This is a genomic window from Paenibacillus qinlingensis (assembly GCF_013204845.1).
Classification (GTDB): domain Bacteria; phylum Bacillota; class Bacilli; order Paenibacillales; family NBRC-103111; genus Paenibacillus_E; species Paenibacillus_E qinlingensis.
In genome coordinates this window covers 511,459-534,560 of sequence record NZ_JABMKY010000002.1, presented here as the reverse complement: position 1 = coordinate 534,560, position 23,102 = coordinate 511,459, and the positions used below count along the sequence as shown (strand labels likewise).

The following is a 23,102-nucleotide window of genomic DNA, read 5'->3' as shown; positions in this document are numbered from 1 at the left end:
TCCACGGAATCGGGAATAACCCTACTAAATCATAGAGAAGGCGGACTATACTATGAAACAGAAATTTGCTATACAACTATATACCCTGCGTAACGAATGCGAACAAGATTTTCCGGGCGTACTAAGAGAACTGAAGAGTATGGGCTGGGCAGGGGTTGAACTGGCGGGTCTGCACAGTTATTCGGCAGAAGCGATTGCCGAAGTGCTGCAAGAAACAGGCCTACAAACGGCAGGTATGCATGTTTCTTTCCAGCGTTTATGCAGTGAACTAGAGAGCGTGCTAACGGAAGCAAGACGATTGAATACGTCAACATTAATCTGCCCTACTGTGCCCCATGAGCTACGGAACGAGGAGGGATTCCAGCAATTTCACGCTCAATTAAATGATATTGCGAAGAAGATACAACCGGGTGGTTTTACGCTCAGCTTCCACAACCATGCTTTCGAGTTTGAGACAATTGTTAATGGAAAAAATGCGTTGGAATTTATACTGGAGCCTTCTGCTGATAATGCCGTATTGGCCGAAGTTGATGTGTATTGGGTGGCGAAAGCCGGGCAAGATCCGGCAGCATTTATTGGTGTGTACAGCCGTCGGATGCCAACGATACATTTGAAAGATATGAGGGACGATGAGAGTCGGACGTTTGCGGAAATTGGCACCGGTGTAATCAATTTCGATCCTATTTTGATATGGGGAGAGCAGAATGGCGTTGCCTGGTACATTGTGGAGCAGGATGTGTGCCAAGGCAACCCCATGGACTGCGTGAAGCTTAGTTTAACGAACTTGCACCGAATAGCGGATAGACTTGGAGAAGACCTATAATTCATTCATTGGATTCAATGAGCCGATCTCATAAGCGGTAATTGTGCTTGGCTTGAGAACTAGGAGGAGGCTGTCTCAAAAGTCCGTTCAGACTTTTCGAAACAGCCTCTTTTTGTTACCACATTAGAAAGTATAAGTTTTCGGTACCCGAAAACATCTTGATAATTGGCGATAAAAACTACCTTAAATACGCGGTCGCACATCCTTGATGGACTTCGATAGAAGTTATTCTCAATAACAGTTGAGCTAATGAACCTGCCTTTCACAATCTAACTGGATTTTCTCCATCTAATTGAAGCGGATTTCTTGAAATTGAAAGATTAACTGTATTTCCTGTAGTTATATTCCTTCCATTTGCTCGATTCTTCAAATGATATACAAATTCCATGTATTTTTCCATCTAATCGCGAAACTAGCTCAGATTGGAGCAAATTATCTGTAGTTTATACATCTAAACACGAATCGGCAGTCACCTTGCGTTCGCAAGCCACAAACTGACCCCTTAAACCAGCTACTATTCTACGCCGTATCCTTGTTTCCTTTTCTCAGGTTTGTCTTTTGGGACAGCCCCACTGGAATTTGGATTCCACAACTATGCTTTCAAATTCAAGAAGCAGTGGATGGATCAGGAGAGAGCTTATTTAATATTTGATGTTTTAGTACATATTTTTTAAATGATCAGGGGCGAAGCAAGATTTATAATAGAGGTAGGCTGCTAGTGAAAGCGGTTACTATGGATGCCTTTATTGTGGATCAATCGATCGCGCAGCGTCGTTGGGTGAAAATTAGCGAAGTCTAAGATATGGGAGGAGTGGTTTGCGATGAGTCAGAAACAAGCTTTGATTGTATGGGGTGGCTGGGAAGGTCATCAACCCGAGGAGGTTGCGGGGATTTTTGCAGGTTTGCTGCGGGAAGAGAATTACGCTGTGGAAGTTTCGAATACGTTGGACAGCTTCCGTGATGAGGAGCGATTAAAGCGTGTTGATCTCATCGTTCCTGTGTGGACGATGGGGCAAATTGAAAAAGAGCAGCTGATGCCTCTCATTCACGCAGTTAAAGTAGGCGGTTCAGGCATTGCAGGTTGTCACGGAGGCATGGGGGATTCTTTCCGAAACGAAGTGGAGTATCAATACATGGTTGGCGGCCAATGGGTGGCTCATCCAGGCAATGGTGGCGTTACGTACACGGTTCGTATCAAAGATAGCGAGCAGCCATTGACTGCGGGCATCGGAGATTTCGTCGTCGTTTCGGAGAAATATTATATGCATGTTGACCCGGCGATCAAAGTGCATGCGGCGACAGACTTCGATGATGTCGAGATGCCAGTTGTGTGGACAAAAACATTCGGCGCAGGCAAAGTGTACTATAACTCACTGGGGCATCAAGCTGACATTGTGCGTATGCCAGAAACATTGGAATTAATGCGACGCGGACTGCTATGGGCAACGCGCTAGTCAAAAAGGGGAAGTAAGACGATGAACAAGATGAAGGTTGGTATTATTGGCTGTGGGAACATTAGTGCAGCTTATATGAAAAACATTCCTGGTTATGCGCATCTGGAGCTTTACGCTTGTGCGGATATTGATGTGAGTCGTGCGCAAGCACGTGCCGAGGAATTTGCGATTCCGTATGCTTACACCGTAGAACAATTGTTAGGTGACCCTCAGGTGGATATTGTTATCAATTTAACCATTCCTGCGGTTCATGCAGAAGTATGTATTCAAATTCTTGAAGCGGGTAAACACGTTTATGTTGAGAAACCGCTTGCTGTAACACGTGAAGAGGGTCAACAGATTTTGGAAGTGGCGAAGCGCAATGGGTTGTTGATCGGCAGTGCGCCAGACACGTTCCTCGGTGGCGGCATTCAAACGTGCGTGAAACTGATTGAGGATGGCTGGATTGGTACACCTATTGCTGCTACAGCATTCATGATGTGGAAAGGACATGAACATTGGCATCCAGATCCGGAGTTTTATTATGCCAAAGGTGGCGGTCCGATGTTCGACATGGGTCCATACTACCTAACAGCATTGGTAGCGCTGCTGGGACCAATTCGTCGCGTGACAGGTTCTACAGCTATATCCTTTCCTGAACGAACGATCTCCAGTGAGAAAAAACGTGGTCAGAAAATCAAGGTAGACACGCCTACGCATGTGACTGGTTTGATTGATTTCCATAGCGGTGCGATTGCTACGATGATTACTAGTTTCGATATCATGGCCGGCACGCAGTTACCGAATATCGAAATCTATGGCAGCCACGGATCCTTGCGGGTACCTGACCCCAATACGTTCGGCGGACAGGTGATGATTCGCAAAAACGGTTCCGATTGGGAGCCGATTCCGCTATCACACGGTTACAAAGACCCAAACCGTGGACTTGGCGTTGCGGCTATGGCGCAGGCGCTCATCACAGGAGACAGCTCCGCACACCGTGCGAATGGTGAGTTAGCGTACCATGTGCTCGAAGCGATGCATGGTTTCCACGATGCTTCGGATGCGGGACAGCATTATGTGATGAAAAGCAGCTGTGAGAAGCCAACTGCATTGAATCCACAAACGGTGTTGTAAATAACAACAGGCTAAAGGGGCTGTCACCAAAGACAAACCTGAGAAAGCAAACGAGGATACGGCGTAGAATTGCATGGTTTGAGGTTGATTTGTGGCTTGCAAACGTAAGGTGACTGCCGATTTGTGTTTAGATGTATAAACTACAGCTAATTTGCTCCAATCTGAGGTAGTTTCGTGATTAGATGGAAAAGTACATTTCGTTTCTACATAATTTTGAGAAATGAGCAAATCGAAGGAATTTACCTACAGGAAATACAGTTAATCTTTCGAAATTGAGAAATCCGCTTCAATTAGATGGAGAAAATCCAGTTATTCTGCGAGAAGCAGGTTTATTATTCATCTGTCATTAATGAAAAAAAGAGGCTCTTTCAAAAGTCTAAAACTGACTTTTGGGACAGCCTCTTTTTTTCACCTATTGTGCCATATATAACATTCAAAGTGCGCCTGGTGGAGAAGAGAACGCGAAGGCGGTATGGCAAGAGGAGTTTCTTCAATTTGTTTCCTAATTGAAAGAGGATGACTTTTTCGGTTTGCAAAACTATACACGTGCCGTGTATGAACATGATGGCCTTCTCCCTATTCCAGAAGATGCAGAGACAACACAAATGGGGAATGAATATTACCCAGAAGGGCTTGCGGCTGTTGTCCGCTTTGTAAGCGAGAATCTGAAGATGCCGATGATGATTACTGAAAATGGCGTAGGTACGGATGATGATATCCGTCGTGTTGCTTTTATCAATCGTGCCTTGAAAGGGGGTCATGATTGTATCACGGAAGGATACGAGATATTGGGCTGTATGCATTGGTGTCTGAAGGATAATTTCGAATAATTATTAAGATAGAAGCGGATGGATCAGGAGCGGGCTTATTTAAAATTTGATGTTTTAGTGCATATTTTTTAAATGATCAGGGTCGAAGCAAGATTTATAATAGAGGTAGGCCGCTTGTGAAAGCGGTTACTATAAACTGAATCAAGGTAGGGATGGAGTTCATATGAGTATAGGCTTTCCCAAGAATGTTGCACCGGTCATCGATATTTTTCCAGATTTATGCGGTGTACCTTATCGCTATGGTTCAATTCGCAATAAAATGGAGCTGCTTGCCCAACTCGGCTACAGACGCGTTTACCTTGTGATCTCCTTGCCCGGATATCCTATGTACAGTAATCCGTGGCTGAGCTTGATGAATCCAGATAATCAAGCGGGTAATTACAGCATAGAATCTATTCTATCTGTAGGAGATCCTGTTTTTGAACATATATATGAAGCGCATCGAGTAGGCATGGAGGCCTTTGCTGTTATGAAACCCTACGAAGGCGGAGGCGGTTATACGATTCCTCATGGAAAACAGGCTTCGTTCAAGAACCGTTCCCTTTCTTGCATCGGGGGAGAACGCGTAGGATTGGACTCATTTCTGCCTGACCATGGGAACATGCGAGTGATGCGTAAGCCTATCCCTAATTATGAGCAATTGATCGCTCAGCCCATTACGCGTTTAACACTAAGCTTTTGTTTGGATCAAGTTGAAGAAAGAATGGGCTATGATCGGTCGGATGTATATGCCTCTAAACCGGACGTTAGCCTGATTAATTATCCGATGACGGGACTTCAATTGTGGACGAGTGTCGATAACGGAACTTATCAGCTATATGAAGGAAGCTTGGAAATACGTGAGGAAGTGGTTGTCAAGCCTCTATTTGATGCCAACGGATTGCCCTTGTTTGATGAACCGAAGAGAAGTCGGGAAGTGCACATTACTAAGCTGAATATTCCTTCGGATGCTAGCTATCTGGCAATAACCATGGAAATGGAGCAGGAACAGGTAGTGATGATTCCGTATTCAATGATTCGTGTGTATGGCGATCTGGGCGAGATTCCGGTGACCTGCACACCTTATGTACGAAACGAGGCAGTAACTCATGAGGACAAGAAAGCATGCCATGATGCAGGCAGCGATGCTGCTGATTCGTTCCAACCATTCTCACCTGGAACCGAGAAATGGTTTGATACTACGTATCCTATCAAAGATGGTGCTGGTTCTGGCAGTAATAGCGGAGCTAAGTCGCTTTTCAAACGCAATGGGTTTGAATTCGAATGGTATGGAGCAGGTATCTGGGGCAAAGGTTGGATGGGAGGCACCTGCTACGGAATTGCAAGGGGAAAGATGAAATATATGAAAGGCACCCATTGCGAAGCCTATCCGGAAGTGCGGGAATATTGGTTGGATGTCGTGAAGAAATTGATAGCGGTTGGTATCGATGGCGTGGATTTTCGACTTCAGAATCACTCGGGTATGGTTAGTGATTATGTGAACTACGGCTATAATGAACCGATTGTAGAAGCTTATCGCAAAGAATACGGCATAGATATCCTGACGGAACAAGCAGATCCGCTCAATGTGATGAGGATCCGGGGGGATTTTTATCTGCAATTTGTCACTGATGCCGCGCATGTGCTGCATGAGCATCATAAAATCGTTCAGATCCACTTCCACGATTGCTATGAAAACCCGCAAATATCCAGTTCATTTGGTGAACTAGGCTTCTGGGCAATGCCGAAGGTTCTTCCGAACTGGGAGAAATTGATCGAGCTTGCTGATGAGATTACAATCAAGGATTATAATTGGGGCACCTATCGAAACACATTATCTACACAGATTAAGGACCGGGTAGCGGCATTGCGCAAACCGCTGTGGGTTCATTGCTATATCGCACAGGGGGATGATTTGCGGGCGGAATTCGTCGAAGCTGTTGTGAGGGATGATAGAGTGACAGGCGTGTTATTGTATGAAATTGGACATAATCCTTATGCCTATAATCCTTGGGTGGGTTTAATCGAAGTGCGTTCTGATGGAGTGGCAGTGTTTAATAAAGAGGTTTTAGAAAAGGTTGTAGCTCTTTTTGGCAAGAGCAGTTGACATGCATTGTTTCATTCATGAAATGTGCCTTTATATGATTTAAATGGAGATTCTATGTGGAGGAAATTTGGATGCGATATATTGCGATTGACGTGGGAAGCACATTTCTAAAAGCGGGTCAGCTCGATGTTCAGAATCTTGCGATTACGCACATGGAATCAATTCGTATGCCCGAACCGCTTCCTAATGAAAATCCATTGCGTAAGGAATGGAATGCGATTCAACTGCTTGAGCTGATGAAAGGGTTGATTGATCGCCAATTGGCCAGTTGTCCAGGATGCAAGGGGATATGGATTACGACGCAAATGCATGGATTTATTATAACTGATGATTATGGCGTAGCTGTTACCCCTTATATTAGCTGGCAGGACGAGCGTGGCTTAGAGTACGCTGCAAAGCTTGGCTCAAGCTATTTCTCCGCACTGATGGAACGGGTAGGGGAGGAAGCTTGGAGACGGACTGGACTATGGGAGAAGCCCGGAGTAGCTGCGGTTGGTTTATTCCATATGCTGCAGCAAGCAGATTCGGGGGTAGAGAATCAGCGGGAGAGGCAGGGGACGGCATGTCCCGCCTCCAAGCGATTGTGCACCTTAGGCGGCTATTTAATCCAGAGTTTGACGGGGAGCCATGTTTGCCATATCACGAATGCAGCACCTACCGGACTTGTTGATGTTAGGGCAGGCGAGTGGGATAAAGATATTGTTCGCGCTGTGGGCTGCCAAGCGCTGCAATTCCCGCGGATTGTGGTTGGTACCGATATGGTGGGTCATTATCATAGCCGGTGGGGAGCAATTCCAGTATACCCCGACATTGGGGATCATCAGGCATCTGTACTGGGCAGCCTCGCAGATACGACGAACGAGGCTATCGTCAACATGGGCACAGCTGGCTGGGTCTCACGAGTGTCGGATGCGTATCGTATCGGCGAGTGGGAACTGCGGCCTTATTTTGATGGTCGCAATCTACCTACAATTACAAAGCTGCCCGGTGGACGGAATATGGCCGTACTCGTGCGCTTTATTGCCGATGTGGGACAATCGATTTACGGGACAACATTAACGGAAGACATGCTGTGGGAGCGGCTACTAGCAGAAGCAGACAAAGCGGCGCAACACTTCAAAACTGGAAAGGGGCAATCCAGTAATGGGCAGCTACATGTGCATGTTGGATTTTATGGGAAGCAAACAGGCGCTGACAAAGGGACAATTGACAATATCGATTCCGATAATTTGCAAGTGGGCGGCCTGTTTGCCGCAGCGATGGAAGAAATCGCCGCGATTTATGAGCGTAATCTGTATGTACTGGCAACAGCTGGCGAAGCTATCGAACAGATCACTTTTACAGGCGGCGTGATGATGAAAAATGCTTTTTTGCGGGATGCGATTGCGAAGGCTGTCGGAATTGAAGCCGTTATGGCACCTGCATGCGATGAGGTTTTTCACGGCTTACTGCGACTAGCACTAGTAAGCGAAGGCTTGTACGCCAGCGTACACGAAACAAGAGAAGTGTTGCTGAAAAAAATACATGCCAATAATAAGGGGGCGTGACATGAGCTTATTAAAAGATAGACTGAAGTCCGGTAAGCTTGTGATTGGAACGATGGCCGTGGAATTCAATACGCCGAATCTTCCTCGTATGCTTCAAGTCAGCGGCTTCGAATATGTGATTGTGGATTGTGAGCATGGTTACTTCGATTATGGGTCTGTGGCTAATATGATTGCCGTTGCCAAAGGCTGGGGAATGTCGGTGATCGTGCGAATTCCGGATACGTCCCGTACCTGTATATTGAAGTACATGGATATGGGGGCTAGCGGTCTCTTGGTGCCCATGGTATCGGGACCGGAGGACATGCAAAGAGTAGTGGAGTATGCCAAATACAGGCCGCTAGGGAAAAGGGGCGTAGCCCTGAACCGAACGCATGCCGGCTATGAGGTTCCTGATGCAGAAGCTTACATGAGGCAAGCGAATGAAGAGACGATTCTGCTCGGACAGATAGAGACGATAGAAGGGTTGGAGCGGGTAAATGAGATTTGTGCGGTAGCTGGACTCGATGGTATGCTGCTTGGGCCTAATGACTTACTTCAGGATATACAGGGAAATGGAGATGCGCTGAGCACAGAAACAGCGACAGCTCATCTAACCGGAGCTATAAGCAAGCTTGCAGAAGCTGCTCAGCGGCACACGATTTGGTCGGGTATTATATCATCGGACCAGTGGCTTCTGAAAACAAGTGTTGAACACGGCATGCAGTTGCTGAGCTGGAGCAGTGACGTTCGTCTAATGATGGCACAAGCCAGCAAGGGTCTGCGACAGTTGGAAGAATTGCGACATCTGCATTAAACAGTGCTTGAAAAGCGAAGGACCGTCAGGATATCTGCCCTGATGGTTTTTTACTATTTTTTAGGTAATGATTGCTGTGGATACCCCGTGAAAGTGGAATTTGTAATGAGAAAGAGGTATATTGGCAGGTATATCCTTCTTGAAGGGGGTTCAATTTTCATGATGCTAGTTAGCGCCATTGTTAGTATTCTTGTGCTAGCAGCACTATATATCCTATCAAGCACCTTATGGGTGAAGTATTCACTTATTCATCTGGGCGATCCAGCCAGCAAAAAGGTCACCGTTGTGCAAATTACTGATTTGCATGGTCAAACTCATTTCATCAATGGCTCCTTGAGTAAGATGGTGAATCGTGTTAACCCTGATCTTGTGATGATTACAGGTGATTTAGCATCTACGAAAGAGGAACTGGACAAAGTACTGAAAGAAATTCGACAAATAAAGTGTGAGCGTTTATTTTTTGTTCCAGGTAATCATGAACGTTATGGGTTAGTCCAATCCCGATTCCAACTGAATTCAGATCAAGATTATGAGGCGATTCTTAGAACCATTGGGGACGCGAATATTACTGTGTTATCGAATCGTGAATTTCCTGTCGACATCGGAGATAAGAAGTGGTTGATCTACGGTTTTGACAATTCCTTATATGGCAAAGAACGGCTGACTATGCGTGTAGATGAACTACATAGCTTTGACGTGATCATCATGTTAGCTCATTCTCCGAGTATTATTGAAACCTCACTGCAGAAGCACATTCCATACGATTTATTACTTGTTGGACACACGCATGGGGGGCAAATCAGGCTGTTTGGGCGTACGATTGGTGCGTATAAAAACTATCACGTTGGGCTCAAACGTATCGATAAGCGAAAGCATTTCTATATTAATCGAGGTCTGGGAACTTCGCGGTTGTTACCGATTCGTTTCGCTTGCTCGCCAGAGATTGCTGTATTCAAAATTGATTTGTAGACACCGTATGAGAGAGTTAGACTGCCGCGAAATGTTGCGGCGGTCTTTCTTTGAGTCATTAGCGGTTCAATTTGGTGAAAAAAGGAAATGAACGTCTCTCAGCGAATTAACTGGGATAACGGAATTGCGAGGTTACGATATGGAAATGATTCGTTTGGCAACATTGAACGATGTGGATACACTTGTGCAAATGAGATGGGATTTCTCAGAGGAAGATAACAAGAGCGGGGCAATCTTTGAGGAGTTTCAATTGATTTGCAGCGCATTCATAGTTAACGCATTGAACGGCAGTAACTGGAAGATATGGGTTGCAGAAGTGGATGGCGAGATCGTCTCGCATATGTATCTGCAATTGATTCATAAAGTTCCCAGACCAGGCAAATCGCCAGATCCTTACTTTGGCTATGTAACGAATGTGTATACAAGGCCTAGTAATAGAAGTAAAGGATTAGGAACGAAGATACATCAAGCTATGGAACAATGGTCCAAAGAACACGATGTCGAGTTTCTTATTTTATGGCCGAGTGCTGACAGTGTTGATTTTTATGTGAGAAATGAGTTCGCTCGAAGTGAAGAAGCTTTGGAGAAGCATTGGTAACTCGTGCAGCGTTTAATGATTAGGAGGATGGATGAAATGAGTAAACACGTGTACATCATTACAGGAGCCTCAAGCGGGTTAGGGGCAGCACTATCACGACTGTTGTTGTCGGAGGAAACGCTAGTATTCGGCTTATCACGAACAGTGAATAGGGAAATTCAACAGCTTGCGCAGGATTTAAAAGCTAACTATCAGTTCATAGCTGCTGACCTTACTCAGGTTGAGCGCATTGAAGCGACCTTCCGGGAAATTATAGAATCCCTGGATTCATCCAAAATCGAAACGATAACCCTAATTAACAATGCGGCAACTGTAACTCCAATAAAACCTATAGAAGCATGTTTACCAGATGAAATTGTGTCTTCCATTCAACTGAATCTAACAGCACCGATACTACTTACATCAAGCTTTATGAAGGAAACTGCGAACTGGGCTGCTCAACGCGCGATTGTTAATATTTCATCTGGTTCAGGCCAATATCCAGCAAGCAGCATGAGTGTGTACTGCTCTTCAAAAGCTGCGCTGAACATGTTCACGAAATGTGTGGCAATGGAACAAAACAAAGAAGGAAATCCGGTTCTTATGCTTACCATTGACCCCGGAATGATGAACACAGGCATGCAACAAATCGCGCGAGAGAGCGATTTCGAGTTATCGGCCTATTTTAGAAAGCAGAATGAAGAGGGCAATTTAGCGGAGCCAGTGACTGTGGCAAGAAACATTTTACTTGAACTTAGTCGTCACTTGAACAGCTCGCTTGCTTAGAAATGTAAAGAGGGGGGATATGTTACACGATGCACATTGGCATAGATTTGGATAACACCGTACTGGATGCGACTTCAGCTATTTTACATTGTTATAATCAAGTTTCAGGGTTGCAACTAACCCATGAGGATGTGAATGATTTTTATCTGTACCGCTTATATGGATGGGATAAAGCCAAGCGGGATGAAGTTTATTATAGCTTCGGACATGACATACATTGGAGCTCGGTTCCATTTCCAAATGCCATTGTCATCTTACAAGAATTATTTAAACAACATCAGATTACGATCGTGACGGCTAGGCCGCAACAATATCAGAAAGTCACGATGGCCTGGCTTGAAAAGTACCAGATTGATTATCATCACATATTGTTAGTTGAAAATAAGCTTCAAGCTTGCATAGACTATGGAGTTGACGTTCTGATTGATGATGCGCCACACTATGCAGAAGAGCTAGCTGCAGCTCAGAGGCCCATAATTTTATTTAATCAGCCTTACAATTTGAGTATTGCTAACGAGTATGTGTACCGTGCAGCGAATTGGTTGGAGGTCAAGAAACAGATCGAGCATTTGGCTTCAATTTAAATGTAAGAGAATTATCAAACAACGTTCTGGTCAATTTGACGAAGAACGTTGTTTTTATTTGGTGGCTACAACGTCTGACCGCTATCAACGGTGATGATTTGTCCGGTCATGGCTTCCTGCTCCAGAGCTGCACATATAAACTGAGCAATGTCTTCAGGTGTTGCAATTTGTTGGAGCAACAAGTTAGGAGCTAGTTTCTGCATCTGTTCTTCTCTTCCGGCCCACCAACGAGTGGCTACTGCTCCTGGTGCGATACAGTTAACCCTAATATATGGTGCTAGCGCTCGCGCTAAAGACTTGGTTAAGCCATGGACGGCCGACTTGGAAATCGCATAGGGAAGAGAAGACCCAACTCCCGTCAATCCTGCAATGCTACCCACATTCACAATTGCACCTTGTCCGCTTTGTTTCATCATGGGGGCAACAGCTCTTGCACAGTAAAACATTCCTTTCACATTCACGTCGAACAATTCATCCCAGATGTCCTCGGTTACAGCGTCAAGATCAGGAAGGGGAATATGATGTGTCATACTCGCATTGTTGACTAATACGTCTACGCTTCCCAAAAGGTGTTCAATATTTCGTACCATCTCAATGACTTCGTTGTTATTGGAAACGTCAGCTTGTATCGCAATCGCGCGACCACCTTCATCTATGATCCTTTGAGCTGTTTCCTCAGCATCCTCCTTTGAGCGTGAATAGTTCACGGCAACAGCAACCCCACGCTTAGCTAGTGCGAAGCTTACCGCTCTGCCGATGCCAGTACCTCCTCCTGTAACGAGTGCGACTTTATTGGCTAACTGCATACAAATCTCCTCCTTGCTTACTATATATAAATTGTAATGCCAAATGAGAGTTCTGTATAATTGAAGAAATTGAAGTATGGATTCATTTTTATTGAATTGTCAGAACGGAGAACAGCCTCATGGATATTAAAACGCTAAAAACATTACATATGATCGTAAAACATGGTAGTTTTCAGCAAGCGGCAGTGGAAATGAACTATGCTCAATCGACAGTGACGATGCAAATTCAAAAGTTAGAAGTCGATGTAGGGGTGCAACTGTTAGAACGAGGAAAGAAAATCCGATTAACAGAAGCGGGCCGATTATTTTTTGAGGAAAGTTTGGAGATTGTTAAGCGGATGGAAAGGTTGCAAACGAATTTATCGGATCTGCAATCAGGTGATATAGGGAGTGTGCGAATCGGTCTTACAGAGCCAACGGCCAGTTATCGATTACCGCAATTGTTAAAAGAGTTCATAACGATGTATCCACGAATCCGAGTTTCGCTTGAAATGGCTAGCACGCCAGCTCTGGTCGAGTCTGTGTTGCAAGGAAATATTGACTTCGCTTGTTGTTCAGCACCAGAGATAGGAACTGATCTTTTTTTCAACCGTTGTTCTTGGAGAAATTTGTAGCTTTAGTGCCTGTTGGACACCCCCTTAGCCAGTATGATGAGCTTGTACCTAGTCTATTCCTGGGTCATCGCCTTTTGATAACGTCAGCAACGTGTCCCTATCGAAGAAAACTGGAAATGATCCTTCAAGAGCTAGGGCATGTGGGGATAGACACGATGGAAATTGGCTCTATGACAGCTTTGAAAACATATGTGGAAAATGGATTTGGTTTTGCTCTGGTACCGGAGAGTGTACTAGACCCGTTGCCTCGCGGGACAAAAGCTCTTCCCGTGAGTGGTACATCTATCGATATGTTGACGGGGTTTATCTACAAATCCGTTCCAACAAGATATGCGAGTGGTAAATTGTTTCAATTTTTAAAAACGAAACTAAGTAGGTTTGATTCCTAAGATGGACAGAAAAGCATTCCTATGCTACCATATTCTTAATGATAATGATTATCAATGATAAAGAAGTTTGATGAATCACAATTGGAGATGATTAGGTTGCAAGGAACGTTGGATACACTAGAATTCGCAAATCGCACGATCTACATATATACCCCGCCATCCTACAACAAGGAAGAATCAAAACACTTTCCTTCGGTGATTGTACAAGATGGCAATTATCTCTTCCTAGACTCGATGAATGAACTTGAAGCCGATTTTGCAAGCGGTGTAACGGAAGAAGTTATTTTCATTGGCATAAAACCGGAGGAGCGCAATCGGGAATATACGCCATGGAGAGCGGATAATCTTATGAATGATGGTGGTTTTTATGATGGTGAAGGTGATGTGTATTTGAAAATGGTGACAGAGGATATCATGCCCTATGTGAGAGCACGCTATCGAATTATTGAAGATGCAGCTCAGACAGGAATAACTGGTGCTTCCTTTGGAGGATTGATTTCTCTCTATGCAGCATTTCAAAAGCCTGCATATTTCGGCCGATTCGCCCTCATGTCAGCTTCCTTATGGTATGAGAATATCATGGATTTCCTTAAACAACATGTATTCAAACAATCGGATATGCGAATCTATATGTATGTAGGAGAACAAGAAGGGGTAGGAAGGACGACCATACAGCAACATATGGTACCGAATACGAGGAAAGCTTACGAGCTATTAACTCAGAAAATTCCTGGCGGAAGGGATTATATACGTCTAGAGACAGATCCCGAAGGCTTGCATTTACATAGCTATTTTAATGCTTATTTTCCTCATGCGATAAGATTTATTTTTCCAGGCAGCAAGAAGTAAATAAAGCCGGCAATCAAGGACGTTCATTCGTTCAAGATTGCCGGTTTTTTAGCTTTTATAAGTGTGATGAGGTTGCAAGATTTGTCCGTTCCAGCGGTCTTCCCACAGGGATGTAGATCACATTTTCCACTAACAATAACCTCGAAATCGTCTCTTCGGATAAAACGTTGCGGCCATCAAGTAAGATCGGCTGGTACATGAGCTGGGCCATGAGAACCCAGTCCAATTCAGCGAATTGCGGCCATTCCGTCATGATAATAAGGGCGTCAGCATCTGTGGCTACCTCATAGGCTGTGTCCATCTGGATTACTCCTTCTATTGAGGTTGTTTGGACGACAGGATCAAAGGTCTGCACCTCAATCCCGTACAGGTAACATAGCCGTAGCAATGTTAGAAATGGCGCATCGCGCATATCATTCGTATTCGGTTTGAAAGAAATACCCAGCACGCCTAGTCGTTTTCCACGTGGATTTCCCCAGAGGGAGATCAGTTTCTCCAACAATTGCGGAATTCTCTCCTCGTTGATTTGAGCGGTTGCTTCGAGTAAGGGAAGTGATCGTCCAATGGCATTACCGGATGTCAGCAGTGATTGCAAATCTTTTGAAAAGCAGGAACCCCCATAACCAATTCCTGCTTGCAAAAAGTGAGGACCGATGCGTCGATCTGCGCCTACACCTTGCATAACCTGGCGATTATCTGCGCCATATCCTTCACAAACATCCGCTATCATATTGGCAAATGAAATCTTCATAGCTAAGAAGGCATTGGAGGCATATTTAATCAGCTCAGCACTACGTCGATCACAGACTTGAATCGGGGCATTGATCCCTTTGTACATTTGGTGAAGTGCTGCTTTGGCAAGGTGCGATCGGCAACCGAATACGATGCGGTCTGGGTTCATAAAGTCGTTAATCGCACTGCCCTGTCGAAGAAATTCCGGGTTGAACACGACTTCCGTGTGGAGTCCTGCAGTAAGTAAATTAGCCTCCAGCTCATCACAAGTACCGACGGGAACGGTGCTTTTTACAATAATGAGAGGTGGACAGACACCATCACCTTGCTTCAATTGAGCAATTACTTCGTCAACTTGACTAAGGTCAGTATGACCGTTGGTACCAGATGGGGTTCCAACTGCTATCATAAGTGCATCCGCACCCCGGGAGGCATGCGTTATATCAGTGTCAAAGAACAAACGGCCTTCTCTGCGGCACGATTCAAGCATTTCCTGTAGATCAGGCTCCCATAACGACAATTTATTCTCGCGAAGGCCATGAATCACATGTTCCCGATCGACCGCTGTAACGAAATGTCCTAACTTTGCGAAGCAAACTGCGGCAACTAAACCGACATAACCCGTTCCAATAATCGTTAATTGCATGCATAGTCCTCCTTCAAGCTGAATAGAAGCCAGATTTCTTGCCGATACGGCGAAAATCGATGATCGTCTCATAATCATGAAGCAATTGATTAAAGATAGCGTCCCACGAACGACCTAGTGCGAATTCCCTTGCTTCAAAGCGAAACTTTGTCAATCGGTCATTGTCATCTACCAAAGAGATGATTTCTTGTACAAAGGATTGCGGTTGACGGGGAGTACACAACACGCCGTTTTCCCCAGAGCTCACCATTTCACGAACTCCACCGCTATTGGCTGCAACGACAGGAAGCCCTGATGCCATAGCTTCTTGAACGACATTACCAAACGTTTCTGTACTCGAAGGAAAGACGAAGAGATCCGCGGAAGCATAAATCTGAGCGAGCTCCTCGCCACTTTTATAACCAGCGAATGTGACATTCGAAGGTGCTTGCTCACGCAGTTCTTGGAGCTGTGGACCATCTCCGACGATGAGCCAATGAACTTGCGCGCTCACGGAATCTGGCAACGATGTCATAATTGCGGATAGGGTATCTATATCTTTCTCTGGGGCAATACGACCTACATAGAGAAAGAGGTAAGGTGCTGTGATTCCATATCGTTCACGAACGTCCAAACTCTTCTTATCTGGTGTATACAGGGAGCAATCTACGCCTCGTGACCACAGCAACAAGCGTTCCATCCCCTGTTCCTGTAAGATCTCTAAGGTATCACGAGACGGTGCAAAGGTAGCATCGCAGGAATGGTGAAACCATTTCATATAGCTCCAGTAAAGTGGAATTGCAGGCTTCATATGGTAATAAGCCAGATAACGATCAAAGTGAGTATGATAAGAGGCAACATGTGAGATACGGTGTTTGCGCGCGTAGTGCAGACCACATAAACCTAAGTTAAAAGGAGTTGCAAGGTGCAGTAAATCAGGCTGAAAGCGATCGAGCTCTGTACGAATAGCAGCCAGGTTCGGTAAAGCAAGACGACATTCGGGATACAGAAAGAATGGGATGCTCGTTACAGGTCGAATGGGATCCGAATAGACCATATCAGCCGTGCTTTTAGGCGAAAAAACAAGATGCTCAATGCCTCGTCGATTCAAATAATCGGTGAAACGTCCAAGTGTGAGTGCAACGCCGTTCATTTGAGGAACAAAAGTGTCGGTAAACAACGCGAGACGCATATGAATCCCTCCTGTAGTTCCAAGTTTAGCTTCAGCGTAGCAGGGGAGTATTCGGGGAATGTCAATGGAATATGAAGGTCATATTATAATTTGGCATTAGGCATATGGTGATCGGCAAATCATATACTTCCGTGAAATAGGTTTTCTTGTATACAAGAAAATTGCATATTGCTTCGTGAACAGACTGCCCTGTATGGTGAGATCGAACGAAAGAACGTTACGCCACTTGCGTACGCGATCAATGCCAGATCGAAACCACGATGAAAAGGAGCAACACAACATGAAGAATAAGCTGAAATTAGGTATCGTAGGGGCAGGTAATATTTTCAAAGTTGCCCATGCTCCCGTTCTTGCAGAACATCCGGAAATCGAGTTCGTAGCTGTTTGTGATCCGATTGCCGATAGAGCGAAACAGCAAGCCGACCAATGGGGAATCCCGCATTATTATACCGATTATAAGGAAATGCTGACTAATCATCCTGAATTGGACGCGATTGACATTTGTGCGCCGAATATCTATCACAGTGATATTGCGGTTGCTGCACTGGAAGCTGGCCATCATGTATTCTGTGAGAAACCAGATGCCATTTCACCTGAAGAGGCGAATCGAATGGCAAATGCGGCTGAGAAATCAGGCAAGCTGCTCATGACGATGCGGAATAATCGGTTTCGTCCAGCGATCCAATTCCTCAAAAAGTATGTAGCCGCAGGACAAGCTGGTGAAATTTATACGGGTCGCTGTGGCTGGGTGAGACGCCGAGGCATTCCGGGCAAAGGAGGTTGGTTTACAACGAAAGAATTGTCCGGAGGAGGACCACTGATTGATTTAGGTGTCCATTTCATCGACGTTGCTGTATGGCTTATGGGGAATCCGAAACCGGTCTCCGTTGTCGGAGCCACGTATACCAAGTTCGCAGATACATCGTTAAGTGATTCGGCACATAGTCAGTTCGGTGAGAAAGCAGAGCAAGGCATCTACGATGTGGAGGATTTGGCGACTGGTTTTATTCGTTTCGACAACGGGGCAACGCTGCAAATTGAGTTCAGCTGGGCTTCGAATATTGAAGAAGAGATGAATTTTGTGGAGTTGAGAGGCACCAAAGCTGGGTTCACTTTTAAACATGGCGAAACGAGAATTTTCACGGAAATTGAAGGCACATTATGTGACATCTCACCTAAGCTTGCGAAAGATCATCATGGTCACGGGGAGCATCTTCATCACTTTATTGATTGTGTACAAGGCAGGGAACAACCCATTATTACCCCAGCTGATGGCTTGCATATGATTCAAATTCTATCAGCTATTTATGAATCAGCACGTACAGGATCTGAAGTGAAATTATAAGCATGCAAAGGCTACAGGGGCATTAATAGGTTTGTGATCTTGGGGTAAGCGATGCTTACCCCTTTAATGATAAGAGCCGGAAGAAGTGTGACAAGCTGGTTGTGAGCTTCGGAATTCTCCTGTACTCCAAGGGAATAAATGGATTTTATGTAGTTAAATTTCGGGTTTTTTCGATCAAATGCAGAATAGATGGAAAAGCTGTAGTTAATTTTTAAGAAAATTATCTGAATCGAACAAAAGTGGAGATTTTAACTACATGTTTTACAGTTAAATGGAATTTTCGTGAAGGTTCTGTTTAAATAGCCGCATATTTTCCATTTAATAGTAATGGAGATCAGCGTTAGTCCCATTCAAACTCAATTAACGCCTTCCGAGATACGAGATCCCGAATTCGCGTCAAGCGTCCTCATACTATTAAGCGAAAATAAGGAGAGATTTGAATGATTAGAGAACATGTGTATTTGCATAATGTATCTGAGGTAGATAAGCATCCCACGACAGGAGAATTGCAATTATATAGATTTCCTAAGCATGTTCGACATGCGCTGGGAGATCGAGGACGTATCGTATCCGAAGAGGCTAGCGGTTGTGAGATCAGATTTGTAACGGATGCGCCCGCGATTCGCATTACACTTTGTATACCGGAAACAAACGGTGATGTATTTATTTACAAAGGGGGGCTGTTTCATTCACAGCATCGATTGAACGCAGGTGTCAGACATACGATTCATTTGGAAGCACCCAATCGTATTCCTACTGTCGATCGCGAGCATCTCGTGCAATCGGGCTTTGCTCCTGAAGTATGGCGTATTTTCTTCGGAAGAACGACTTGTCTCATTTCCCATTTGCACACATTCGGGTATCCAGTTCGTCCGCCACAACCGCATGAAATGCCAGACCAGAAGTGGCTTGCCTTCGGATCCTCAATTACGCATGGCATGTATAATCAACCGATGACCTATATCCAGCAAGCTGCAAGAAGATTAAGCATGGATGTCTATAATTGCGGTCTAAGCGGCTCCTGTTTGTGTGAGAAAGAGGTTGCAGACTTTCTTGCAGATCGCCAGGACTGGCAGTTAGCAACCTTGGAGCTAGGCGTTAACATGCGGGATCGATACACAGTGGAGCAATTCCATGATGCTACGGATTACTTGTTGAAAGGACTCATAGGGAAACATCCTGATAAACCGATTTTCCTCATTACGATTTATCCCAACTTCGCAACTTACAATGAGAGTGAAACTACGAAAAAAGATGCCGCATTCAATGACATCCTTCGGGCACATGTACAGAAATTCAATCATGCTAACCTACATCTCATTGAAGGTGCTGAAATCTTGGATGATTTTTCTGGATTGTCCGTGGATCTTGTGCATCCCGGAGAATACGGACATATGAGAATGGCTTATCAATTAGCAGAGCGAATGAACACGATATTACGCATGCAGACAAGTGAAAAATGATTAACGAGAAAGTTGATGATGTCTTTTTCACCGAATATCCTTTAAAATGAGTTGTAAAATCGATGCTATCCAGCAACAGGAGAGATGTACCGTGCAGAAAAAATGGTTGTATCGCTTAATTATGTCTTACATTCCTATCTTCTTCGCGGTGGTTTTTTGCCTGATGTTGTTATTTTTTATGACCATGAGTGATTTGGTTCGTAAACAGACACTTCAAGCTAACGAAGTTTTCGCAGGACAAGTTGTACAAATTCTCGATTCTACGTTGAAAAATATAGACACGGTAGCCAGCAAAAATGTGCTGCTGAACAGTAAAATCACAGCTTACTTTAACAATAAAGTGCCACAGTCCGTTTACAACTATTATGAGGTGACCGAGGTTCTACAGGACTTCATGGCATCTGTGCCTATGATCGATTCCGTGTATTTATATCGAGAGTCTGATGGCAAAATCATTATGCAGCACCTCTCGTCCGAGTTGGCTCTGTTTGGTGACAGAGGGTTCGTTACGGAGTCGATGTCTGTTCAAACACCCATGATGTGGAGTAATCTTCGAACCCTTTCTTTATTCCAAGACGAGGATCAAATAAAACGTGTGATCTCGTTGGTCAAAAAGGTTCCCTACTACTCCGGTGAGCAAGGGCTCATCGTGATTAATGTGAGAGCAGATTCGCTGCATGATTTGACGCGTGAGATGAAAATTGATGGGGTTTCCTCCTTATGTTTAGCGGACAGCAATGGGAAAAGCTTTGAAGGTTCTGGTCGAAAATGCGTCAATGCGGGGCAGGATCTATCGGATGATACGATGTTGAAATCGTCTTATACAGATTGGACCCTGCACATTGGGATGAAGCACGAGGGGCTCTTTGCTTATGTTTCTACCTTCTCCTATGTATGGGTATTGCTTGGATTTGTAACCATCATTGGCGGGATCGCCGCCATGACCTATATCAGTCATCGGCACTATCGTCCGCTCGATCAGGTTATGAATCGGATCTCCACGTTTTCCGAGCATAAGAATAGTTTAGTGAAGCGGCAGGATACAGATGATGAATTCGCTTTTATCGACAAATCTCTGGAGAGCTTGATTGAACATACGAATAACTTTGATAAATTACAAGCGGAAGGTATGCTGTTCCGGCGTGCTCAGTTGTTTAAAGATATTTTGGATGGTACACGTGTATTGCCAATGAATAAGCTTACAGTTGAACTTGCAGCTGTCGGGCTTCATGAAGTGTTTGATCACCTGGTTGTTGCCGTCATTGAAATTGATCATTATCGGTCATTTGCCGAAGCCTTTACGCAGAAAGATCAATCCTTATTCAAATTTACGCTGCGCAGTGCGGTTCAAGAAATTGCTGAAGCAGACAAAGAGCATCTGTGGACGGAATGGATAGCTCCCCATCAGTTAGGATTGTTATACCGAACGGAGGGAGCCGATCGCGAGAGACAAACCATTCTCAAGATCAAAATGATGGCCGAACGGGCAAGAGCCTGGATTGAACAATATTTGACATTCACCGTGACGATTGGAATTGCGAATATCGTGAAGCAGACGGAAACACTGCCTGTTTCGTTCCTAGAAGCACGGAAAGCACTTGACCGTAAAATATCGGTAGGACCCAACGGTGTGCATATGTATGATTCTCGCTGGGACATGCTTACCGAAGGTAGAGGGCTGGATACGTTGCAGATGGATTTGCGCGAAGCTGCACAACTATTCCGCATCGGGAATCCAGAGTGGGAGATGCTGTTACAGCAATCGTTTGACACCATGGTAGCCGGTTTCTACACCAAAGCGGAAATGACGAGCTTACTTCGCAATTTCAAAATGCAGTTGCATCGGGAAATGCAGGAGCTGCCGCAAGAGTTTCAAGAGAAGTGGCGAGCGGGTGGTTTCGTGCATATGAATGCCTTAGCGGACGACTTCGAATGGATTGGGGAAGCACAAGCGAAGCTGCTGCCGCCGCTTAGAGAATCACATGCCGAGCTGCAAGATTTGCGTATGAATCGTGAGCAATATACGTTAGCCTCAAATGTACAGACTTATTTGGAAACCCACTACAGCGATCCTGATGTATCCCTATCTCAAGTAAGTGAAACATTTGAAGTCAATACGAAAACATTAAGTCGTATTTTTAAAGAAGAAATCGGTGAGAAGTTTGTCGATTACTTAGCGAGAATTCGAACGGAACAAGCAAAGCAGCTTTTAGAAGAAACGACGGAGCCTGTGCAGGTCATTTCCGAAAAGGTGGGTTATCTATACCCGATGTCCTTTATCCGCGTATTCAAGAAAATCGTGGGGACGACGCCAGGTGATTATCGTAAAGAATACGAAGAACGCAAGGGAAATTCAATCTAATTAACATAAACAACTTTCTCATCCATTCGTTAGAAACCCGGCCATTGGCCGGGTTTCTTTGTTTCCGTAACGTTTAGGTATACGAGAAAAGTGAATATTGCTCGAAGGCCTTACTAGACGGTATGTTGATGTCAGCCAAGGCACAACACAATTGACACAAGGAGGTATGACATTGGAGACAAGTCCAATACTCGAAACACAAACAAATGCCAACAAGAAAGCAAGTCAGTATACATCATCGAAAGCGCGAACCTTTTGGATGAGCCGCCGAGTTCGGAAAAACATTCCACTCTGGATTATGTTTCTACCGATCGCAGCCTTTTACCTTATTTTCAAATACACGCCGATGCTTGGACTTGTGATTGCTTTTAAAAACTACAATTTCTATGAAGGCATCTGGGGCAGCCCATGGGTAGGCTTGCAGAATTTCCAACATCTGTTCACACAGGCACAATCGGTACAAATTATTCGCAATACGCTTGTTTTAAGTGTACTGACCGTATTCGTGAGTTTTCCATTCCCAATTATACTTGCCATTCTATTGAATGAAGCACGCAAGATGTGGTTCAAACGTATGGTGCAGACGCTTGTATATCTACCTCACTTCTTCTCTTGGGTCATCGTCGGGGGAATCGTCGTTACCTTGTTCTCGCAAAGCGGGGTCATTAATGCGGGTGTGACCAAGCTATTCGGAGAATCGTATGCCTTTCTATTCCATGAATGGTCGTGGGTGTCAATATTCCTTGGTTCAGGTATTTGGAAGGAAGCGGGGTTCAGCGCTATTATTTATCTCGCAGCATTGACTACGATTGATCCGAGCCTCTATGAAGCATCCAGTATGGATGGAGCGAATAAATGGAAGCAAACCTGGCACATTACCATTCCAGGTATTAGTCCAACCATTATCCTCATGCTCATCCTAGCAATGGGACATGTCATGGAAGTCGGTTTCGACCAAGTCTATGTGTTGCAAAATTCAATTGTCTCGAATGTTTCAGATGTCATCTCAACCTTCATCTATCAAACGGGTTTGCAAGGCGGCCAATTTAGTTTAACGACAGCACTCGGTTTGTTCGAATCGCTAGTAGGACTTGTGCTTGTTGTGATGACGAACGCAATCGCGAAACGGTTTAACCGTCAATTATGGTAAAGGGAATGAT

General features: G+C 44.7%; 21 protein-coding genes. 18 read left to right on the top strand and 3 right to left on the bottom strand.

Going from position 1 to position 23,102, the window contains the following annotated elements; all coding sequences use genetic code 11:
• The first annotated feature begins 52 nt into the window (after window positions 1-52).
• From HQN88_RS05755 to HQN88_RS05705, 11 genes are all read left to right on the top strand, one after another.
• Window positions 53-823, top strand: coding sequence for a sugar phosphate isomerase/epimerase family protein (locus tag HQN88_RS05755; RefSeq protein ID WP_173109270.1), 771 nt, complete (start codon window positions 53-55; stop codon window positions 821-823).
• Between the two features lie 821 nt (window positions 824-1,644).
• Window positions 1,645-2,277 (top strand): ThuA domain-containing protein, encoded by a 633-nt coding sequence (locus HQN88_RS05750; RefSeq protein WP_173109269.1) that lies wholly within the window; start codon window positions 1,645-1,647, stop codon window positions 2,275-2,277.
• Window positions 2,278-2,298: 21 nt separating this feature from the next.
• The gene (locus HQN88_RS05745) at window positions 2,299-3,393 is read left to right on the top strand and encodes a Gfo/Idh/MocA family protein (protein ID WP_173109268.1); all 1,095 of its coding nucleotides are present in this window, start codon (window positions 2,299-2,301) and stop codon (window positions 3,391-3,393) included.
• A 530-nt stretch (window positions 3,394-3,923) separates the two neighbouring features.
• Window positions 3,924-4,223, top strand: a complete 300-nt coding sequence (locus HQN88_RS05740) for a family 1 glycosylhydrolase (protein ID WP_173109267.1) — start codon at window positions 3,924-3,926, stop codon at window positions 4,221-4,223.
• A 163-nt stretch (window positions 4,224-4,386) separates the two neighbouring features.
• Window positions 4,387-6,309 carry a hypothetical protein gene (locus HQN88_RS05735; RefSeq protein ID WP_173109266.1) on the top strand — a complete coding sequence of 641 codons (1,923 nt, stop codon included), beginning with the start codon at window positions 4,387-4,389 and terminating at the stop codon, window positions 6,307-6,309.
• A gap of 71 nt (window positions 6,310-6,380) precedes the next feature.
• A complete protein-coding gene (locus HQN88_RS05730) occupies window positions 6,381-7,856 on the top strand; it encodes a sedoheptulokinase (protein ID WP_173109265.1) in 1,476 nt (491 codons plus the stop codon).
• A gap of 1 nt (window position 7,857) precedes the next feature.
• On the top strand, window positions 7,858-8,649 hold the full coding sequence (locus HQN88_RS05725) for an HpcH/HpaI aldolase family protein (protein WP_173109264.1): 792 nt from the start codon (window positions 7,858-7,860) through the stop codon (window positions 8,647-8,649).
• A 159-nt stretch (window positions 8,650-8,808) separates the two neighbouring features.
• On the top strand, window positions 8,809-9,618 hold the full coding sequence (locus HQN88_RS05720; protein ID WP_173109263.1) for a metallophosphoesterase: 810 nt from the start codon (window positions 8,809-8,811) through the stop codon (window positions 9,616-9,618).
• Between the two features lie 139 nt (window positions 9,619-9,757).
• Entirely contained in the window at window positions 9,758-10,216 is a 459-nt protein-coding gene (locus HQN88_RS05715) for a GNAT family N-acetyltransferase (protein WP_173109262.1), read from the top strand.
• A gap of 36 nt (window positions 10,217-10,252) precedes the next feature.
• Window positions 10,253-10,981 carry an SDR family NAD(P)-dependent oxidoreductase gene (locus HQN88_RS05710; RefSeq protein ID WP_173109261.1) on the top strand — a complete coding sequence of 243 codons (729 nt, stop codon included), beginning with the start codon at window positions 10,253-10,255 and terminating at the stop codon, window positions 10,979-10,981.
• Between the two features lie 29 nt (window positions 10,982-11,010).
• Window positions 11,011-11,565, top strand: a complete 555-nt coding sequence (locus HQN88_RS05705; RefSeq protein ID WP_173109260.1) for a 5' nucleotidase, NT5C type — start codon at window positions 11,011-11,013, stop codon at window positions 11,563-11,565.
• 65 nt (window positions 11,566-11,630) lie between these two features.
• Here the strand turns inward: HQN88_RS05705 and HQN88_RS05700 are convergent, their stop codons facing one another.
• Entirely contained in the window at window positions 11,631-12,371 is a 741-nt protein-coding gene (locus tag HQN88_RS05700; RefSeq protein ID WP_173109259.1) for an SDR family NAD(P)-dependent oxidoreductase, read from the bottom strand.
• Window positions 12,372-12,490: 119 nt separating this feature from the next.
• Here HQN88_RS05700 and HQN88_RS38315 point away from each other — a divergent pair, with 119 nt between their 5' ends.
• The 3 genes from HQN88_RS38315 (at window position 12,491) to HQN88_RS05690 (ending at window position 14,223) form a co-directional block, all read left to right on the top strand.
• The gene (locus tag HQN88_RS38315) at window positions 12,491-12,985 is read left to right on the top strand and encodes a LysR family transcriptional regulator (protein ID WP_337995226.1); all 495 of its coding nucleotides are present in this window, start codon (window positions 12,491-12,493) and stop codon (window positions 12,983-12,985) included.
• 5 nt (window positions 12,986-12,990) lie between these two features.
• Window positions 12,991-13,374 carry a LysR family transcriptional regulator substrate-binding protein gene (locus HQN88_RS38310; RefSeq protein WP_337995225.1) on the top strand — a complete coding sequence of 128 codons (384 nt, stop codon included), beginning with the start codon at window positions 12,991-12,993 and terminating at the stop codon, window positions 13,372-13,374.
• Window positions 13,375-13,470: 96 nt separating this feature from the next.
• Window positions 13,471-14,223, top strand: a complete 753-nt coding sequence (locus tag HQN88_RS05690; protein ID WP_173109258.1) for an alpha/beta hydrolase — start codon at window positions 13,471-13,473, stop codon at window positions 14,221-14,223.
• Window positions 14,224-14,278: 55 nt separating this feature from the next.
• On the opposite strand, the gene HQN88_RS05685 is transcribed toward HQN88_RS05690, so the two are convergent.
• The gene (locus HQN88_RS05685; protein WP_173109257.1) at window positions 14,279-15,601 is read right to left on the bottom strand and encodes a UDP-glucose dehydrogenase family protein; all 1,323 of its coding nucleotides are present in this window, start codon (window positions 15,599-15,601) and stop codon (window positions 14,279-14,281) included.
• Between the two features lie 13 nt (window positions 15,602-15,614).
• The gene (locus tag HQN88_RS05680; RefSeq protein ID WP_173109256.1) at window positions 15,615-16,772 is read right to left on the bottom strand and encodes a glycosyltransferase family 4 protein; all 1,158 of its coding nucleotides are present in this window, start codon (window positions 16,770-16,772) and stop codon (window positions 15,615-15,617) included.
• Between the two features lie 280 nt (window positions 16,773-17,052).
• On the opposite strand from HQN88_RS05680, the gene HQN88_RS05675 reads away from it, so the two are divergent.
• The 4 genes from HQN88_RS05675 to HQN88_RS05660 all read left to right on the top strand — a co-directional run bounded on the left by HQN88_RS05675 (window position 17,053) and on the right by HQN88_RS05660 (window position 23,092).
• Window positions 17,053-18,117, top strand: coding sequence for a Gfo/Idh/MocA family protein (locus tag HQN88_RS05675; RefSeq protein WP_173109255.1), 1,065 nt, complete (start codon window positions 17,053-17,055; stop codon window positions 18,115-18,117).
• A gap of 440 nt (window positions 18,118-18,557) precedes the next feature.
• A complete protein-coding gene (locus tag HQN88_RS05670) occupies window positions 18,558-19,580 on the top strand; it encodes an SGNH/GDSL hydrolase family protein (protein ID WP_173109254.1) in 1,023 nt (340 codons plus the stop codon).
• Between the two features lie 91 nt (window positions 19,581-19,671).
• Window positions 19,672-21,942, top strand: a complete 2,271-nt coding sequence (locus HQN88_RS38305; protein ID WP_173109253.1) for a helix-turn-helix domain-containing protein — start codon at window positions 19,672-19,674, stop codon at window positions 21,940-21,942.
• 259 nt (window positions 21,943-22,201) lie between these two features.
• The gene (locus tag HQN88_RS05660; RefSeq protein WP_173109506.1) at window positions 22,202-23,092 is read left to right on the top strand and encodes an ABC transporter permease; all 891 of its coding nucleotides are present in this window, start codon (window positions 22,202-22,204) and stop codon (window positions 23,090-23,092) included.
• Window positions 23,093-23,102: the final 10 nt, after the last annotated feature.

Bases quoted from the DNA above. Each gene is read 5' to 3' on its own strand.
- HQN88_RS05755 (WP_173109270.1), top strand. From the start codon at position 53: ATGAAACAGAAATTTGCTATACAACTATATACCCTGCGTAACGAATGC.
- HQN88_RS05750 (WP_173109269.1), top strand. From the start codon at position 1,645: ATGAGTCAGAAACAAGCTTTGATTGTATGGGGTGGCTGGGAAGGTCAT.
- HQN88_RS05745 (WP_173109268.1), top strand. From the start codon at position 2,299: ATGAACAAGATGAAGGTTGGTATTATTGGCTGTGGGAACATTAGTGCA.
- HQN88_RS05735 (WP_173109266.1), top strand. From the start codon at position 4,387: ATGAGTATAGGCTTTCCCAAGAATGTTGCACCGGTCATCGATATTTTT.
- HQN88_RS05730 (WP_173109265.1), top strand. From the start codon at position 6,381: ATGCGATATATTGCGATTGACGTGGGAAGCACATTTCTAAAAGCGGGT.
- HQN88_RS05725 (WP_173109264.1), top strand. From the start codon at position 7,858: ATGAGCTTATTAAAAGATAGACTGAAGTCCGGTAAGCTTGTGATTGGA.
- HQN88_RS05720 (WP_173109263.1), top strand. From the start codon at position 8,809: ATGATGCTAGTTAGCGCCATTGTTAGTATTCTTGTGCTAGCAGCACTA.
- HQN88_RS05715 (WP_173109262.1), top strand. From the start codon at position 9,758: ATGGAAATGATTCGTTTGGCAACATTGAACGATGTGGATACACTTGTG.
- HQN88_RS05710 (WP_173109261.1), top strand. From the start codon at position 10,253: ATGAGTAAACACGTGTACATCATTACAGGAGCCTCAAGCGGGTTAGGG.
- HQN88_RS05705 (WP_173109260.1), top strand. From the start codon at position 11,011: ATGCACATTGGCATAGATTTGGATAACACCGTACTGGATGCGACTTCA.
- HQN88_RS05700 (WP_173109259.1), bottom strand. From the start codon at position 12,371: ATGCAGTTAGCCAATAAAGTCGCACTCGTTACAGGAGGAGGTACTGGC.
- HQN88_RS38315 (WP_337995226.1), top strand. From the start codon at position 12,491: ATGGATATTAAAACGCTAAAAACATTACATATGATCGTAAAACATGGT.
- HQN88_RS05685 (WP_173109257.1), bottom strand. From the start codon at position 15,601: ATGCAATTAACGATTATTGGAACGGGTTATGTCGGTTTAGTTGCCGCA.
- HQN88_RS05680 (WP_173109256.1), bottom strand. From the start codon at position 16,772: ATGCGTCTCGCGTTGTTTACCGACACTTTTGTTCCTCAAATGAACGGC.
- HQN88_RS05675 (WP_173109255.1), top strand. From the start codon at position 17,053: ATGAAGAATAAGCTGAAATTAGGTATCGTAGGGGCAGGTAATATTTTC.
- HQN88_RS05670 (WP_173109254.1), top strand. From the start codon at position 18,558: ATGATTAGAGAACATGTGTATTTGCATAATGTATCTGAGGTAGATAAG.
- HQN88_RS05660 (WP_173109506.1), top strand. From the start codon at position 22,202: ATGAGCCGCCGAGTTCGGAAAAACATTCCACTCTGGATTATGTTTCTA.